Origin of the sequence: Tessaracoccus sp. MC1679 (genome assembly GCF_014164775.1) — a bacterium.
Classification (GTDB): domain Bacteria; phylum Actinomycetota; class Actinomycetes; order Propionibacteriales; family Propionibacteriaceae; genus Arachnia.
In genome coordinates, this window is record NZ_JACJGB010000002.1 from 1 (window position 1) to 16430 (window position 16430).

12 protein-coding genes and 2 riboswitches are annotated in these 16430 nt (G+C 71.5%); of the genes, 8 read left to right on the forward strand and 4 right to left on the reverse strand.

Going from position 1 to position 16430, the window contains the following annotated elements:
• From H5398_RS03120 to H5398_RS03140, 5 genes are all read left to right on the forward strand, one after another.
• On the forward strand, positions 1-1128 hold a 1128-nt coding region (locus H5398_RS03120), incomplete at its 5' end, for an HNH endonuclease signature motif containing protein (RefSeq protein WP_182798989.1).
• A gap of 339 nt (positions 1129-1467) precedes the next feature.
• Positions 1468-1661: riboswitch (cobalamin riboswitch) on the forward strand.
• A 56-nt stretch (positions 1662-1717) separates the two neighbouring features.
• Complete coding sequence (locus tag H5398_RS03125) at positions 1718-2566, forward strand: nitrite reductase (RefSeq protein ID WP_182782295.1); 849 nt, start codon at positions 1718-1720, stop codon at positions 2564-2566.
• Positions 2563-3228: a precorrin-8X methylmutase gene (locus H5398_RS03130; protein ID WP_182798990.1), complete on the forward strand. Its 666-nt coding sequence runs from the start codon at positions 2563-2565 to the stop codon at positions 3226-3228. The genes H5398_RS03125 and H5398_RS03130 overlap by 4 nt, the downstream gene beginning before the upstream one ends.
• Positions 3225-4742, forward strand: a complete 1518-nt coding sequence (locus H5398_RS03135) for a precorrin-2 C(20)-methyltransferase (RefSeq protein ID WP_182782293.1) — start codon at positions 3225-3227, stop codon at positions 4740-4742. Before H5398_RS03130 ends, H5398_RS03135 begins: the two co-directional genes overlap by 4 nt.
• Entirely contained in the window at positions 4718-5521 is an 804-nt protein-coding gene (locus H5398_RS03140) for a cobalt-precorrin-4/precorrin-4 C(11)-methyltransferase (protein WP_182782292.1), read from the forward strand. The genes H5398_RS03135 and H5398_RS03140 overlap by 25 nt, the downstream gene beginning before the upstream one ends.
• On the opposite strand, the gene cbiE is transcribed toward H5398_RS03140, so the two are convergent.
• Positions 5493-6713: a precorrin-6y C5,15-methyltransferase (decarboxylating) subunit CbiE gene (gene cbiE / locus H5398_RS03145; RefSeq protein ID WP_370586037.1), complete on the reverse strand. Its 1221-nt coding sequence runs from the start codon at positions 6711-6713 to the stop codon at positions 5493-5495. The genes H5398_RS03140 and cbiE overlap by 29 nt on opposite strands.
• A 49-nt stretch (positions 6714-6762) precedes the next feature.
• Positions 6763-6910, forward strand: a riboswitch (cobalamin riboswitch).
• Positions 6911-6995: 85 nt separating this feature from the next.
• On the opposite strand from cbiE, the gene H5398_RS03150 reads away from it, so the two are divergent.
• Together H5398_RS03150 and cobO are read left to right on the forward strand one after the other, a co-directional pair.
• The gene (locus tag H5398_RS03150) at positions 6996-8990 is read left to right on the forward strand and encodes a VWA domain-containing protein (protein ID WP_220489139.1); all 1995 of its coding nucleotides are present in this window, start codon (positions 6996-6998) and stop codon (positions 8988-8990) included.
• Complete coding sequence (gene cobO / locus H5398_RS03155; RefSeq protein ID WP_182798992.1) at positions 8990-9604, forward strand: cob(I)yrinic acid a,c-diamide adenosyltransferase; 615 nt, start codon at positions 8990-8992, stop codon at positions 9602-9604. The genes H5398_RS03150 and cobO overlap by 1 nt, the downstream gene beginning before the upstream one ends.
• Before the next feature lie 18 nt (positions 9605-9622).
• On the opposite strand, the gene H5398_RS03160 is transcribed toward cobO, so the two are convergent.
• From H5398_RS03160 to H5398_RS03170, 3 genes are read right to left on the reverse strand one after another with little or no spacing between them, the layout of a single operon-like run.
• Complete coding sequence (locus tag H5398_RS03160) at positions 9623-10351, reverse strand: cobalt-precorrin-6A reductase (RefSeq protein WP_182798993.1); 729 nt, start codon at positions 10349-10351, stop codon at positions 9623-9625.
• On the reverse strand, positions 10348-11112 hold the full coding sequence (gene cobF / locus H5398_RS03165) for a precorrin-6A synthase (deacetylating) (RefSeq protein ID WP_220489110.1): 765 nt from the start codon (positions 11110-11112) through the stop codon (positions 10348-10350). Before cobF ends, H5398_RS03160 begins: the two co-directional genes overlap by 4 nt.
• Complete coding sequence (locus H5398_RS03170) at positions 11109-14720, reverse strand: cobaltochelatase subunit CobN (protein WP_182798994.1); 3612 nt, start codon at positions 14718-14720, stop codon at positions 11109-11111. The genes cobF and H5398_RS03170 overlap by 4 nt, the downstream gene beginning before the upstream one ends.
• Before the next feature lie 229 nt (positions 14721-14949).
• Here H5398_RS03170 and H5398_RS03175 point away from each other — a divergent pair, with 229 nt between their 5' ends.
• Entirely contained in the window at positions 14950-16428 is a 1479-nt protein-coding gene (locus H5398_RS03175; protein WP_182798995.1) for a patatin-like phospholipase family protein, read from the forward strand.
• The last annotated feature ends 2 nt before the right edge of the window (positions 16429-16430 follow it).

The window sequence follows — 16430 nt, forward strand, 5'->3', positions numbered from 1 at the left end:
GAAGCGATCACCGACGGGCTGCGCCGACTGCCCGCCCGGCTGAGCCCCGCGGAGCTCGAGCAATGCCAGACGGAGATCCTGTCGTGGGTCGACGAGCTGGGCCCCTCCGAGCTGCGGACCCTCGCTTCGCGGATGGCAGAGATCATCGACCCAGACCGCGCCGACGCCGACGAGGCCAAGCGCCTCGCGCGGGAGGAGCGCGCCGCGCACCGGAACAGGTTCCTGCGCCTCGCCCCGGACCACCACGGCTCGATGCGGATCACGGGCCAGCTCCCGCTCGCCGACGCCGCCCTGTTGACGGCCCAGCTCGATGCGTTGATGCCTCCGGCCTCGAAGTACACGGCCACCAGCGAAACACCCACCAGAGACGCCCGCCGCGCCGACGCTTTGGTGCTGCTGACCCAGCACGCCGCCAGCGGCGGGACACTGCCCTCACACGGGGTGGACCGCCCCCACGTCCACATCACCCTGGACTACGACACCCTCGTCACCGGCCTCGGCAACGTGACACTGCTCGGCGCGGGCGGCGACCGGCTCTCGGCCAGCGACGCACGTCGCCTGGCCTGCAACGCCGACCTGATCCCCATGGTGCTAGGCACCACCTCACGCCCCCTGGACGTCGGCCGCACCCACCGCCTCTTCACCCCCGCCCTCCGCGCCGCCATCGTGCAGAGGGACCAGGGATGCGTATTCCCCGGCTGCACCACCCCACCGGCACCGTGCCAGGCGCACCACATCATCCCCTGGTGGTCCGGCGGGGACACCTGCCTAGCCAACGGAGTTCTGCTCTGCCCACACCACCACCGCCTCGTCGAACCCGACCCCCTCCAATCAGAGGAATCCCAGTGGCGGGTCCACCTCGACCCCGCCACCGGCCTGCCATGGTTCACCCCACCCCGACACATCGACCCCGCCCGCCGACCCCGCCAGCACCAACGCCACCGACTCCAACAACTCAACCTCCAAGCAGGGGCACCACCCTGCCCACACGAGGCAGCCGACCCCCCGGGCCGGGAACCGGAACCGCCAGACCCGGACACCCACAGCGCCCGCCACAAGCACGCCGAACACAGCCTCGACAACCTCATCGAACGCAGTGCCGCCATCTGGGGCTCCCCAAGTCCATGAACCGGGCACGGAAAGGTCTCGACGCTGACGCGCGTCGATCCCGCTCCACGCCGCCCGGCTCAACCAACGGTCCCCGCTGAGTGAGAAGGCCAGGCGCGGAGTGCAACCGCTCCGAAGCCTCGAAAACGTGAGCCTGGCCCTCTCAGCTACGCCCCCTCACCTGCTGGCCGAGGCGCCGAGAAGCGGCCTCGACGCTCAAAGAACGCGGCACAGCGACTGACGACTACGCACAGGAGCATCACTCTTCGCTCAACCGTCCGCCCGGGGAAAGTTCCGGGTTGAGATTCTCCGCACTGAGTTCGTCGGGACCACGACCAGGGGTCGTGTCGGCGCAAAGGAGGTAGGGTGACGGCTGCCAGTCGTACTCCGCATCCCGGAGTCAGGGAACCCGGTGCGATTCCGGGACTGACGCGCAGCGGTGAGGGTGACGGTCGGAGCACGCCAGAGATGGCAGCCACTGGGTGATACCCGGGAAGGCGCCCCGATCCGAATGATCCCGAGTCCGAAGACCTGCTGGCCCTTGCGGCGACCGCCGCCAGGTCTCAGAGCGGCCCCGCGCAAGGGCCTCGGACCGAAGGGCCTCCTTGCCATGACACTTCTCCGCGACCGACGAGACCAGTGCCCAGGCGCGCTGCGTCCGTGGTCTGCCGACGACGGCCTCCTGGTGCGCCTGCGCATCATCGGTGGCCGCGTGGCCACCCGGTCCCTGATCGCCCTCGCTGAGGTGGCCGAGCGGTTCGGCGATGGTCGCGTGCGCGTCACCGGGCGCGCCAACCTGCAGGTGCGTGCCTTCCCCGGCACCGACGACTGCCTCGACGCGGAAGCACTGGCCGCCCTCGAGAGCACCGGTCTTCTGCCCAGCCGCTCGCATGAACTCGTCCGCAACGTGATGGTCTCACCGCAGAGCGGACTGGCCGGGGGCCGGGCAGACCTGCGCCCGGTCTCGGCAGCCTTCGACTCCCTGCTGCAGGGCACGCCGCGCCTGGCCGACCTGCCGGGCCGGTTCCTCGTCGTACTCGACGACGGGCGGGGAGACCTCATGGAGCGTCGCTCCGACCTCGCTTTCATCGCGTTGGACGCGGACACGGGGCAACTGCGCGCCGGCGGTGACTGGGGCGAGGTAGTCCCCATTGCCGCGGCGCCGGAGAGCCTCGCGGCCCTGGCCCTACGGTTCCTCGCCACTCGTGGTTCCGGACCCACGGCGCCCTGGCACGTGAGCGAACTGGCCGCCCCCCTCGTCGCCCCGGCCCCGCCGGATCCGCGGCTACCGACCCCGGCTGCGCCGCTCCCCTACGGAGAGGTACCAGGGGGCAGGCACGTTCCCGTGCCGGACAACGGGCTCGACCGCACCGAGATCGCCGCACTGGCCGACGGCGCGCCCGAAGTCATCGTCACACCCTGGCGGGGTGTGCTCGTCCCCCGAGGAGAATCAGCATGACGCACCCGACCCGGCCCACCAGGCACTACGACTACATCGGCGAGGGCCAGGACATCTACGTCAACTCCTTCGCCGCCATCCGCCTCGCGGCCGACCTCGCCTCCGTTCCCCCGGACGCCGAGAAGGTGGCCGTGCGGATGATCCACGGCAGCGGTCAGGTTGACCTCGTGGGCGACCTGGTGATCCATCCGCAGCTCGTCTCGGCCGCCCGAGGGGCCCTCGAGGCGGGGGCGCCCATCCTCTGCGACGCCACCATGGTGGCCACCGGCGTCACCCGCCGTCGGCTACCCCGCGACAACGAGGTGCTGTGCTTCCTCAACGACGGCCGCGTCGCAGATCTCGCCAAGGCCTGGGGAACCACCCGCACCGCGGCGGCGGTCTCGCTGTGGGAGCCGCTGCTCGAGGGCGCCGTCGTCGCGATCGGCAACGCCCCCACCGCGCTGTTCCACCTCCTGGAAATGATCATCGACGGCGCCCCCCGGCCCGCCGCGATCGTCGGCTGCCCCGTGGGTTTCATCGGCGCAGCGGAGTCCAAGCAGGAGTTGATCGATCTTCACGACAGACAAGGCATCGACATCCCGTATCTCACGGTCCTGGGCCGACGGGGCGGATCGGCCATGACCTCCTCGGCGCTCAACGCCTTGGCACTGGAGCAGGAATGAGCGGGCGGTTCTACGGTGTCGGAGTCGGCCCCGGCGACCCTGAGCTCATCACACTCAAGGCCGCGCGGCTCATCCAGGGCGCCGACGTGGTGGCCTACCACGCCGCCGCGGGCCGCCAGTCGAACGCCCGCCGCACCGCAGGCGGACTCTTCCGGCCGGGTGTGGTGGAGGAGCAGCTGACCTACCCGCTGACGACAGGGAAGACGGACCACCCCGGCGGTTACGAGGGCGCCATGGCCGCCTTCTACGCGGACTCCGCGGCGCGGATCTCCGGGCATCTCCGGGCAGGGCGCGATGTCGTGCTGCTCGCTGAGGGTGACCCGCTGCTCTACGGGTCCTGCATGTACATGTCTGACCGGCTGGCCGTGGACTTCGACACCGAAATTGTTCCCGGCGTGCCGGCGTTCGCCGCCGCCACCGCCGCGATCCGCAGCCCCCTGGTGCGCCAGACCGACGTGCTGACCGTGCTCCCGGGAACCCTCCCCGAGCAGGAACTCGCCCGGCGCCTCGCCGACACGGACGGAGCGATCATCATGAAGCTGGGTCGCACCTTCCCGGCGGTCCGCCGCGCGCTGGAGGTCTCGGGCCGGCTCAACGACGCCGTCTACGTGGAGCGCGCCTCGCTGAGTCAGGAGCGCTGGATGCCCGTGAGCGCGGTGCAGGCCGACGAGGTGCCCTACTTCTCGCTCATCGTCGTCACCGGCGACTCACTCAACGGCACCCGGTCCCGCGACGGCGAGGGCGAGGGCGTCGAGCCGACGACGCCGGGGCTGAGCACCTCGCAGACCGGTGAGGTCCTCGTCGTCGGGCTCGGACCTGGGCCGGAGGACTGGATGACGGGCGAGGCGGTCACGGCGTTGAGTGACGTGGACCACGTCGTCGGGTACGGACCCTACGTGGACCGGGTCCCGCACCGGGTGGGTCTGACGCGGCATGCGTCGGGCAACACCGTCGAGGTCGAACGGGCCCGGCTCGCCCTCGACCTCGCTCGCGCGGGCGAGCGGGTCGCGGTGGTGTCGGGGGGCGATGCCGGCATCTTCGGCATGGCCGCCGCCGTGTTCGAGGCGGCCGAGGATCCGGTCTACGCCGACGTGCGGATCCGCGTTCTCCCCGGCGTCAGCGCGGTGCAGGCGGTGGCCGCCCGCGCCGGGGCCCCGATCGGCGCCGACTTCGCAGTGGTCAGCCTGTCCGACCGGCTCAAGCCCTGGGCAGTGGTGGAGCGTCGGCTGCGCGCGATCGCTGAAGCCGATCTGGTCCTGGCCATCTACAACCCTGCCTCGCGGACCCGAAGCACCCAGATCGCCGAGGCACGTCGCATACTTCTGGAACACCGGGCCCGCGACACCGTCGTGGTGGTGGGCCGCGACATCGGGCGACGAGAGGAATCCCTCACGGTCACCACGCTCGGCGAGCTGGATCCGGCGTCGATTGACATGAAGTGCCTCCTCATTGTGGGCGCCTCGGCAACCCGCGTAGGGCCCGCCGGCGTATGGACCCCGAGGTTCGTGCGGTGAGCGTCCACTTCGTCGGGGCCGGTCCCGGGGCCGCTGATCTGCTGACCGTACGGGCCACGCGCCTGCTCGCCGGCGCGGATGTCGTGCTCTATCCGGGCACCTATCTGGACCCCGACGTGCTGTCACACGCAGGCCCGTCAGCGGATCTCGTGGACACGCAGCACCTCGACCTGGATGAGATCACCGGCCACCTCGTGGCCGCGCACCGCGCAGGCCGGGTCGCGGTCAGGCTCACCTCCGGTGACCCGTCGCTGTATTCCGCGCTCGCGGAGCAGACCCGACGCCTCGACGCGGTCGGGGTCCCGTGGGACGTCACCCCCGGTGTTCCCGCCTACGCTGCCGCGGCCGCCGCGATCGGGCGGGAGCTGACGGTACCGCTGCTGGCGCAGTCTGTGGTCCTCACCCGCACCCAGGCCCGCTCGACGCTGATGCCCGCCACCGAGTCACTCGCCGCGTTCGCCGCCACCCGCGCCACCCTCGTGCTCCACCTGGCCATGACGACGGTGCGGAGCCTCATGGCGGAGATCGAGCCCGAGTACGGCGCGGGCTGCCCCGCCGTCGTCGTCTACCGGGCCAGCCAGCAGGAGCAGCAGATTCTCACCGCGACGGTCGCGACCATAGCGGACGCCGTCGAGAGCGCGGGGCTCCGGCAGGCGGCGGTGATCCTGGTTGGGCCGGCTCTGGACCCGACCTCGGGCGGCGAGTCCTACCTGTACGACAGGGATCGGGCGCGCAGCAGGCAGCCTGTGGTCAGGCGATCGTCAGCGCCCACCGCGTGACCGCATAGCCGGGCACCCACCCCGAGGGCGTCCGCACCTCACAACCGATCCGGGTGAGCTGTCCCCCGAATCGGTGCTGCAGTTCCAGCAGCCGCGCAGCCTCCCCCTCCCCGACGGCGTGTGCGACGAGCCGTCCGCCGGGCCGAAGCGCGCCAAGACAGACGGCAGCGAGCCGGGCTGCAGCCGCGCCGGGGCCGAGATGCACCGCGTCCGGCCGGGCCAGGCCAGCCAGGACCGACGGCGCCGTCCCGACCGCGACCGGCAGCCGTGGTACGCCGAGCCGGGCGGCGAGGCCGCCGATCGGCCCGGCTGCCGCCACATCGGGCACCACGGCCGTGGCGAGGCAGGTGGGATGGGCGCGGAGCCACTCGACCGCCACGGGACCCGCGCCCCGGCCGATGTCCCACAGCCGTCCGCCGGGGACCGGCCCCAACAGCGCTAGAGCCGCTGCCCGGACGTCGCGCGGGAGGGGGGTCACCACCCCCGTCAACAGGCTGTCGGGCACACCCGCCGTCCACCCGGCGATCAGCTCCCCGACGCACTGGATCGCAACGATGTTGAGCCGCGGGAACTCCGCGACCACGCCCGCGGCCGCGGCGAAGGCGTCCAGGTCGAGCCGGCTCTCGTCGCCGCCGAGATTCCCCAGTACCGTGAGAAGCGACGAGCCGTATCCGGCCTCGACGAGGAGCGCACCGAGGAGCCGCGGCGTGAGCTCGTCCGAGGACAGCACCAGGAGGCGTCGGCCGGGCGCCAGGTCCCGCAGCACGACCGACACGTCACGCCCCACCACGCTGACCAGGCCGTGGGACTCCGCCGGCCAGCGCATCGCCGCCCGGGCCAACGCCACCGATGAGACGGCAGGGCGGATCTCGACGCTGTCGGGGCCGAGGATGTCGATGAGGACGGAGCCGATGCCCGAGACCAACGGGTCGCCGGATGCCAGCACCACCACCGTGGTGTCGCGGTGAGCGGTGACGATCTCAGCCAGCCCGGCCCGCAGCGGAGAGGGTAGGGGGAGCCGCGCCTGCCCGCGGACCGGGGGCAGTAGACCCAGGTGCCGCGCCGCACCGACGACCAGCGTCCCGGATCCGGCGAGTTCCTCGCTGACCGCGTGCACACCGTCGGCCGCAACGCCGACGACGATCACCCGGCCGGTGGTGCGGCCAACCGCCGCGCGGGTTCCGTCGGACACGACAAAGGACGTTATCATGTGGGCATAGGCACGAGGTGCCCCGGAAAGCCGAACCATCGGAGACGGTGGCTTTGGGTGACGGGGAGAATCTGGGAAGTCGGTGAGAGTCCGGCACAGGCCCGCTGCGGTGAACCCGGCCTTCGCGTGAGCGAAGGACCAGGCAAGTCCGAAGACCGGCCTCGCGCCCGATCATGACCATGGCCACACGAGCGGGAGCCTCACATGCCGGTGCACTTTCCTTTCCCTGCCGTTCTCGGCTGCGACACCGACGCGATGGATGACATGGGCCTGGCGCTGGTCCTGGCCTCCATCTCCCCCGAAATCGGCGGGGTCCTCATCCGCGGCGAGAAGGGGACCGCCAAATCAACCACGGTGCGTGCGCTGACAGCCGTCCTCCCTCACGTGAGGGTCTACGCCGCGGACCGGTTCTCGGTTGACCCGGCCGACCCGGCATCGACCTCCCCGGACGGTCCCTTCGGGCCCGGGGCGGAGACGGTGGGCCGGCCCGTGCGGCTCGTCGAACTCCCCGTCGGGGCGACGGAGGACCGCGTGCTCGGCTCGCTGCACCTGGAGCGGGCGCTGTCCCACGGGCGCGTCGAATACGAGCCCGGCCTGCTCGCCCGCGCCCACCGGGGCCTGCTGTACGTCGACGAGGTGAACCTCCTGCACGATCACCTTGTCGACCTGCTGCTGGACGCGGCCGCGATGGGGCGGGTGAGCGTGGAGCGTGACAGTGTCTCCGTGGAGCACCTGTCGCGCTTCGTGCTGATCGGGACCATGAACCCCGAGGAGGGCGAGTTGCGCCCGCAACTTCTGGACCGCTTCGGCCTCACCGTGGAGGTCGCGGCCCCCCGGGAACCCGGGTTGCGGGCCGAGGTCGTCCGGCGGCGGATGGCCTTCGACGGGGACCCGGTCAGCTTCGCAGAGAGGTACCGGCCCGCGGAGGAGGCACTCACCCGCCGGATCGAGGCGTCGCGCACCAGGGTCGTTTCGGTTGTGCTGTCCGACGCCGCCCTGCTGAAGATCGCCGAGATCTGCTCGGCGTTCGAGGTCGACGGGTTACGCGCCGACCTCGTCACGGCCCGAACCGCCGTGGCCCATGCCGCCTGGGAGGGGCGCACGGAAGTGACGCGCGCCGATATCCGCCGGGCGGCTCTCCTGGCCCTGCCGCACCGGCGGCGGCGCAACCCGTTTGACGCGCCCGGGCTCGACGAGCAACTCCTCGACGACATTCTCGGGCGCGACTCTCCTCCGCCGGACGACCCGCCCCGCGACGACGACCCGCCCCGCGACGACGACTCCACGCCGTCGGATCCCAGCGACGAGAGCCCTCATCCGCAGGACCCCACCGGCACCGATCCGGCGCCGCAGCCCCCCATGGAGGCCAGCCCGCCGATCGATGGCGAGGGCAAGGACACGGCGGAGGCAGCACCGGCACCGGAAGCATCCCCCGAGAGCCGGGTCTCCAGCGGGGAGCCCTACAGGCCGAAGGCATTCGTCGTGCAGGGAACTGGCCACGGGGCGCCCGGGCGCCGCAGCCGGGCCATCAGCGAGACCGGCCGTCGGATCGGGGCCAGCCGGGCGGTGGGCGCCGGCGGGGGTCTGCACCTCGTCGAAACCCTGCTGGCCGCCGCCGGGCGCGCTCCGGACCGCGACCCCCAAGGACGGGTCATGCTGCGGCCGGAGGATGCCCGCACTGCGGTGCGGGAGGGCCGCGAAGCCAACCTCATCCTCTTCTGCGTCGACGCCTCGGGGTCCATGGCAGCCCGCAAGCGGATGGGCCAGGTCAAGACGGCGATCCTCTCGCTGTTGCTCGACGCCTACAGGCGGCGGGACAAGGTGGGGCTCATCAGTTTCCGGGGTCGGCGGGCGGATCTGGTCCTGCCGCCGACGCACTCCGTCGACGTGGCGGCGGCCCGCCTCGACGATCTGTCCGCGGGGGGCCGGACGCCGCTGGCGGAGGGGCTCCTTGAGGCGGCAGCCGTACTGACGCGTGAGCGCCGCCGCGACCCACGCCTGCGTCCTCTCCTCATCGTCGTCACCGACGGGCGCGCCACCGGCGGAGCCGACGCGCTGGCCCGCTCCGAGTTGGCAGCCGCGCACCTGGCGGGGCTGGGCGTGATGAGCGTCGTCATCGACGGCGAGAGCGGCCCGCTGCGGCTCGGCCTCGCGGCGCGCCTGGCTGATCGGCTCGGCGCCCGACACGTCCCGGTGGCGGAGGTCACCGCGGACGCCCTCACTTCCACGGTCCACACCCATATGAGAAGAGCCGCCTGATGCCCCAAGGTCAACCGCTGTCCGTCCCCGACGACGGACTCACCACACGCCAGCGACGCACCCAGCCGCTTCTCGTCGTCCACACCGGCGAGGGCAAGGGCAAGTCCACGGCGGCCTTCGGCCTCGCGCTGCGTGGGTGGAACCAGGGCTGGCGCATCGGTGTGTTCCAGTTCGTCAAGTCGGCCAAGTGGCGCATCGGCGAGCAGACCGTCCTGGAACGCCTCGGGCGGCTCCACGACGAGACCGGCGAGGGGGGCCCCGTGGAATGGCACAAGATGGGCGCCGGCTGGTCGTGGACCCGCAAACAGGGTGAGGTGGAGGACCATCGGGCCGCCGCCCGCGAGGGGTGGCTGGAGGTCCAGCGAAGGCTCGCAGACCAGACGCACGACCTGGTCATCCTCGATGAGTTCACCTACCCCATGACGTGGGGATGGGTCGATGTGGAGGACGTGGTCACCACCCTGGCCAGCCGCCCGGGACGACAGCACGTCATCATCACCGGGCGCGGCGCCGATGCACGTCTGATCGAGATGGCGGACCTGGTCACCGAGATGACCAAGGTGAAACACCCGATGGACGCGGGGCAGAAAGGTCAGCGCGGTATCGAGTGGTGAGGCCGCCGGTTGCGGGGCTCACACCCTCCGCAGCAACCAGGCCAGCGCCGCGTCGACGTCCACCACAGTGGGCACGCCCTGAGGGCCCGGTGGCCGACGCACCATCACCACCGTCACGCCGAGTTCCGCGGCCGCTTCCAGCTTCGCGCTGGTGTAGGTCCCACCCGAGTCCTTCGTGACCAGAACATCGGTGCGGTGGCGGCGCATGAGCGCCCGCTCGTCATCGAGCGGGTACGGGCCACGACTCCGCACCACCTCCCAGGCCGGCGGCACCGTGAAGTCGGGCGCATCCACCACGCGGGCCAGCACTGCACGCTCTGACAGCGCCGGCACGTAGCGCGCGAGCTCCTGTCGTCCGACGGTGATCAACGGCCGGGCACCTGCCTGGGCGGCGGTATCGGCCGCCGTCTCGTGATCGTCCACGTAGCACCAGGCCGGATCGGGCGACCAGCCCGGCCGCTCCAGCCTGAGCAGCGGCACACCGTCGGCGCGGCACGCCTCGACCGCGTTCGCGGTCATCCCCAGCGCGAAGGGGTGGGTGGCGTCCACGACGGCGTCGTAGTCCACCAGCTGGGCGCGGAGGCCCTCCACGCCACCGAAACCTCCCGTGCGCACGCGCCCCGGCGGCAGTCGCGGGGCAGCGACGCGGCCGGCCAGGGAGGTGGTGACATCGATGCCCGCAGCTTCGACGAGCCGCGCGGCCAGGCGGCGCGCCTCGCTGGTGCCACCAAGAATGAGCACTCTCATCCGGCACCGCCCTCCAGCGGTGGGGCGGACCCATCGGGGGCACGCAGGAGTGCGATGTCCATGACCCAGCCTGCGCTGGCCCGGGCGCGCTCCCGCGCCGCAGTCAGGTCGCGGCTGACCTCCGCCACCCGGCCGGCCACCAGTTCCTCGGAGTCCGCTCCGAGGTTGGCGCCCCACCAGATCGACCAGTCATCGAGACCCTCCAGGGCGGGCGCTCCACCCAGCATGACCACAAGGTTCCTCTGGCCCGCCGCGATGTCCTGGCGCAGCCTCCGCGCCGTCGTGACGTGCACCGGGTCCGCCACGGGGTGGAGGACCATCCGGTGCCGGGCCGCCAGCACCTGCGGGGCGCTGATCCCCGGCAGCACGTCGTAGCTGAGCGGGAGCCTCGCCGCGATCCCCTCGACGATGCGGATGGTCGAGTCGTAGAGGCCCGGGTCACCCCAGACCAGGAAGGCGGCGGTGCCACGCCGGGCACGCAGGATCTCCTCGTAGGCGCTGACCCGGGCAGCGTGCCAGGCCCTGACCGCGGCCGGATAGTCCGCGGGAGCGTCCCGGTCGCGCTCGGGGTCGGGTACCTCCACCACCTCGACGCCGTGGGCGGCGGCGATGGCCCGGCGGGCCGCCAGCAGCCCGTCGTCGTCGCGCTTCCTGGCTGCGAGCACGTAGTCGGTCTCAGCCAGAGCCCGCGACACCTCCGGCGTCACATGGTGCGCACCCATACCGATACCGAGTATCCGCACCCTCACCGATCCGCTCATGTGTCGTCCTCCAGCTCACCCTCGACCTCGAGGTAGACCTCACGCATGGCCGCGAGGGTGTCGGCGTCTGGCTCCGCCCACAGGCCGCGCTCCGCGGCCTCGTGCAAACGCTCGATGATCCCCCGCAGGGCCCAGGGGTTCGACCTGCGCAGGAACTCCTGAGTGGGGCCGTCGAGGACGTAGGCGTGGGCCAACCGGTCGTACATCCAGTCATGGACCACGCCGGCCGTCGCGTCGAAGCCGAACAGATAGTCGACGGTCGCGGCGAGTTCGAAGGCCCCCTTGTAGCCATGGCGCTGCATCGCCGCGATCCATCGAGGATTCACCACGCGGGCCCTGAATACGCGCGCCGTCTCCTCGGCGAGGGTGCGGGTACGGACAGAGTCCGGTGAGGTCGAGTCCCCGACGTACGCCTTCGGCGCCGTCCCGGCCAGCGCCCGGACGGTGGCCACCATCCCGCCGTGGTACTGGAAATAGTCGTCGGAGTCCGCGATGTCGTGCTCGGCGGAGTCGATGTTCTTCGCCGCCACCGCGATCCGCCTGTAGTTGGTCCGCATGTCCTCGGCCGCCGGGGACCCGTCCAGACCGCGGCCGTAGGCGAAGCCACCCCAGGCCGTGTACACCTCGGCGAGGTCCGCGTCATCGCGCCAGTTGCCGGACTCGATCACCTGCAGGATCCCGGCGCCGTAGGAGCCGGGCTTCGAGCCGAAGATACGCGTGGTCGCCCGGCGATGGTCGCCGTGCACCGCGAGATCTGCGCGGGCGTGAGCACGCACGAAATTCATCTCGTCGGGCTCGTCAAGGCCGGCGACCATGCCGACGGCGTCGTCGAGCATCGCGACCACGTGCGGGAATGCGTCACGAAAGAACCCTGAGATGCGAAGCGTCACGTCGATCCGAGGGCGGCCCAACTCCTCCAGCGGCACCACCGTCAGCCGCGACACCCGCCGCGAGGCCTCGTCCCACTCCGGCCGCACGCCGAGCAGGGCGAGGACTTCGGCGATGTCGTCGCCAGAGGTCCGCATGGCGCTGGTGCCCCAGACCGAGAGCCCTACCGACGGCGGGTAGCTGCCGGCCTCGTCCAGGTGGCGCTGGAGAAGGGAGTCCGCCATCGCCTGCCCCGTCTGCCACGCCAGGCGGCTCGGCACCGCCCGAGGATCCACGGTGTAGAAATTGCGCCCGGTGGGCAGCACGTTCACGAGCCCGCGCAGCGGCGACCCTGATGGTCCGGCGGGGACGAAGCCACCGGCGAGCGCATGGACGACGGCCGTGAGCTCGTCTGTGGTGGAGGCCAGGCGGGGGACCACCTGCTCCGCGGCGAAGCGGAGGACGCGCCCGACTCTGGCGTCCGTGTGGAGCGTCGAGACCGCGGATGGGTCCCAGCCCGCCGCCTCCGCACGGTGGATGAGATCACGCGCCTGGGACTCGGCCAGATCGACGGCCGCCAGGTCTGCCCCATCGGTGAGGCCCAACGCAGCCCGCAGACCAGGGACGGCGTCCCCCACACCTCCCCAGACCTGCGTCGCCCGCAGGATGGCCAGCACGAGGTTGACGCGGGCCTCACCGGTGGGGGCGGCACCCAGGATGTGGAGACCGTCACGGATCTGGGCGTCCTTGATCTCGCAGAGCCAGCCGTCGACGTGGAGCAGGAAGTCATCGAATTCCTCGGCGTGGGGCTGCTCCTCGAGGCCCAGGTCCCGGTGCATCTCAGCCGAGCGCATCAGCTGCCAGATCTCGCCGCGGATCGCGGGAAGTTTCGCCGGGTCCATGGCCGCGATGTTGGCGTGCTCGTCGAGGAGTTGCTCGAGCCGGGCGATGTCGCCATAAGTCTCCGCCCGGGCCATCGGCGGGATGAGGTGGTCGACGATCGTTGCGTGGGCCCGGCGCTTGGCCTGGGCTCCCTCACCCGGGTCGTTGACCAGGAACGGGTAGATCAGGGGCAGGTCGCCGAGCGCGGCATCCGGGCCGCAGGAGGCGGAAAGGGCGGCGTTCTTCCCGGGGAGCCACTCCATCGAGCCGTGTTTGCCCAGATGAACCACCGCGTCGGCCCTGAAGCCGCGCTCAAGCCACCGGTACGCGGCGAGGTAGTGGTGGCTGGGCGGCAGGTCCGGGTCGTGATAGATCGCCACAGGGTTCTCACCGAAGCCCCGCGGCGGTTGGATGAGGACGATGACGTTGCCTGCCTGCAGCGTCGCCAGCACCAGTTCCCCCGCCTCGTTGACGAACAAAGTGCCGGGCGACTCCCCCCAGGCGGCCACCATGGAGGCGCGCAGGTCGGGGGGCAGGTGTGCGGTCCACGCGTCGTAATCGGCGGCCGGGATGCGGACGTGCGCCCCGGTCAACTGAGCTGAGGTGAGCCACTCCTCGTCCTGACCGCCGGCGGCGATGAGAGCGTGGATGAGCGCGTCCCCGGCCGCGGTGTCGTCGCCCAGGTCCAGCAGGTGGTGGATCGGGAAGTCGGCGGTGTCGTCGTCCGGCCCCAGGTCGTAGCCTTCGGCGCGGAGAAGGCGCAACAGACGGATCGCGGAGACCGGGGTGTCGAGCCCCACCGCGTTGCCGATGCGGGAGTGTTTGGTGGGATAGGCCGACAGCACCAGGGCCACGCGCTTTCGCGCGTTGGGGATGCTGCGGAGCCGGGCGTGGTTGACGGCGACGCGTGCCACGCGGGCGGTGCGCTCCGGGTCCGCTACGTAGGCGGGGAGGCCCTGCTCGTCGATCTCCTTGAACGAGAACGGTGCGGTGATGATGCGCCCGTCGAATTCGGGAATCGCGATCTGGTTGGCCGAGTCGAGCGGCGTCGCACCCTCGGACGAGGCCTCCCACTCGGCGCGCGACGAGGTCAGACACAGACCCTGGAGCACAGGGATGTCCAGTGCGGCCATCCGGGCGACGTCCCAGGACTCGTCCTCCCCGCCGGCCCCTGCGGTGGCGGGGACGGATCCACCGGCGGCCAGCACGGTGACGACGAGCGCGTCCAAGGTGCCGAGCGCCTCATAGAGGGCGTCAGGAGCGGATCGAAGCGACCCCGCGTAGATCGGGACGCCGACAGCTTCACGGGTCTCATCGACGGCGTCGGCCAGCGCATGCGCGAAGGCATTGTTGCCGCTGGCCTCGTGGGCCCGGTAGTAGAGGATGCCGATGCGCGGAAGCGCCGGATCAACGGCGGGTCGAGGCGCGTAGCCCCACGCGGCGATCACGCTGGGAGGGTCGAAGCCGAGACCGGTGAGCAGGACGGTGTCGGAGAGGAAGGAGTGCAGTGCGGCCAGGTTCGCCGGGCCGCCCTCCGCCAGGTAGCGGTGCGCCTCCGCCGCGACCCTCATCGGCACCGTCGACAGCTCCATCAGTTCGGGGCTCGGCTGGTGCTCACCGCCGAGGATCACCAGCGGGGTTCCGATGGTCCGCGCGTGGGCGATTCCCGGCCAGAGGTCCTGTGGGGAGCCGAGGAGCCTCACCACCACCAGATCGGCGTCCTCGACGAGGCGGGTCAGCACGCCGTCGGTCGTGCGTCCGGGATTGGCCCACGTGTATCTCGACCCGCTGGCGCGGGCCGACAACAGGTCCGTGTCGGACGTGGACAGAAGCGCGATGCGCGCGGGTGAATCGGTCATTCGCGGGTTTCCTCCTCGGGGTTCTCGCCCCGTAGACCGGTCGGATGCACCTGTGGAGAGTGTCTGGCTGGTCGATCAACGACGTCACAGTGGCGGAACCGCCCCGGAGCCACACCGGGTTCCTCGCCCACAAGCTGCCTGGAGCCTAGCGACATTCTCAGCGGCAGGACAGGCGAGCCCGCCCAGCGGTGGCCGACGCCCGACCCACGTGCTGAGTACGCTTGGTGGAATGGCTGTCAAGGGTTGGTTCGGACTTCCTTTCTTCGGGCGTAGCCCGCGCCCTGAGGTGGTGTCCTGCACGCTGTCGGGCGGCGGCTCCCGGGCCGGCTTTCAGCTGGGTGCGCTGGACTACCTGTACCGGCACGACGAGGCGTTCGCGCCCAGCGTCTTCGTCGGGGCCTCCGCGGGGGCCATCCTTGCCTCCGCCCTCGCACAGGACCCCACCAGGGAGGGCCAGCGCGCCTATCTGGAGCGGCTGACCGGGCTATGGATGTCCATGACCGGCCCTGAGGACATGTTCACACCGCGCCCCTGGTTCCAGCGGCTCCAGGCGGAGGCGCCCGTCTGGCTCGAGGTGGTCTCCCTGCCGCGACAGGCGCCGCCGCGCCCCCCACGGAGGCCGGCGCTGTTGCCGTTCCTGCGCTCCTCGCCGGTGAGCCCGCAGAGCCCCGATGAGCCGCCGCCGATGGATCCACTGGAGCTGGCGCTCACGCCCGACGAGGACGTCCCGTCCGAGTGGTCCCTCTCGGTGCTGTCCGGCATCGCCGCCCACCTCGGCCGGCTGCCCCGCATCGGCAGCGGCCTCGGCAGCATCTGGCAGGGCATGGGCCGCTCGCGCTCCATGTACCGGCCGGGTCCCATGCTCGCCCACCTGCTCGACCCGGGCACCTTCGACCCTCAGCGAGTGGCCGCCTCCGGCGTGACGCTCCGGATCGCCATGGTCGCGCTGGAGAGCGGCGAGCTGCGGTTCATGACCGAGACCGGCACCCTGGTCGACCGCGCCGACCGCCCCGTCGACGAAACCGAGCACAACCTCGCCGTCGGCGTGCTCGCCTCCTGCGCCATCCCCGCCGTGTTCCGGCCCGTCCCGATCGGAGACGAGACCTACGTCGACGGCGGCGCGCGGGAGAATCTGCCCGCGGAACTGGCCATCGGCCACCTCGGTGCGGCGCGCAACTACGTCATCTCGTCGCAGGCACAGGGACTGCCCCGGCGCACCAGCATGATGGACGCCGACATGTTCAGCGTGGTGATGCGCTCCACCGAGATACTGATCGACGAGGCGGGACGCGACGAGCTCGCCTACGCGCACTCGGCCGGCGCCATCGTCATCCACCCCGAGCTCGCCGTGCACGACACCATGACCGTCCACCCCGGCCTGATCGCCATCAATCGGGACTACGGCTGGCTCCGGGCCGCCGAGCGGCACCTGGGCCTGGGAGAGGCGGCGGAGGAGCTGCACCGCCGCATCATCACGCTCCGCATGCGCATCATCCGCCTGGAGGAGCGCCTGTTGGAGAACCCCGAGCCGAGCCGGCGGGACTTCCTCACGCTGCGGGGCGCCAAGGTAGAGCTGCGCGACGCGGTCCGCTCCGCCCACGACACGCCGTTGCCCGACGGCGCCGAGGACTGGTGGACGACGTGGGAACGCCACGCGGTCACGCCGACCACCGAACCCCCCTGGATGCCGCTCACCGGGCGAGGCTGAGC

Coding starts and splice junctions, on each gene's coding strand:
- H5398_RS03135 (WP_182782293.1), top strand. CDS start 3,225: ATGAGCGGGCGGTTCTACGGTGTCGGAGTCGGCCCCGGCGACCCTGAG.
- H5398_RS03170 (WP_182798994.1), bottom strand. CDS start 14,720: ATGACCGATTCACCCGCGCGCATCGCGCTTCTGTCCACGTCCGACACG.
- H5398_RS03140 (WP_182782292.1), top strand. CDS start 4,718: ATGGACCCCGAGGTTCGTGCGGTGAGCGTCCACTTCGTCGGGGCCGGT.
- H5398_RS03175 (WP_182798995.1), top strand. CDS start 14,950: ATGGCTGTCAAGGGTTGGTTCGGACTTCCTTTCTTCGGGCGTAGCCCG.
- H5398_RS03130 (WP_182798990.1), top strand. CDS start 2,563: ATGACGCACCCGACCCGGCCCACCAGGCACTACGACTACATCGGCGAG.
- H5398_RS03150 (WP_220489139.1), top strand. CDS start 6,996: ATGGGCCTGGCGCTGGTCCTGGCCTCCATCTCCCCCGAAATCGGCGGG.
- H5398_RS03160 (WP_182798993.1), bottom strand. CDS start 10,351: ATGAGAGTGCTCATTCTTGGTGGCACCAGCGAGGCGCGCCGCCTGGCC.
- H5398_RS03125 (WP_182782295.1), top strand. CDS start 1,718: ATGACACTTCTCCGCGACCGACGAGACCAGTGCCCAGGCGCGCTGCGT.
- cobF (WP_220489110.1), bottom strand. CDS start 11,112: ATGAGCGGATCGGTGAGGGTGCGGATACTCGGTATCGGTATGGGTGCG.
- cobO (WP_182798992.1), top strand. CDS start 8,990: ATGCCCCAAGGTCAACCGCTGTCCGTCCCCGACGACGGACTCACCACA.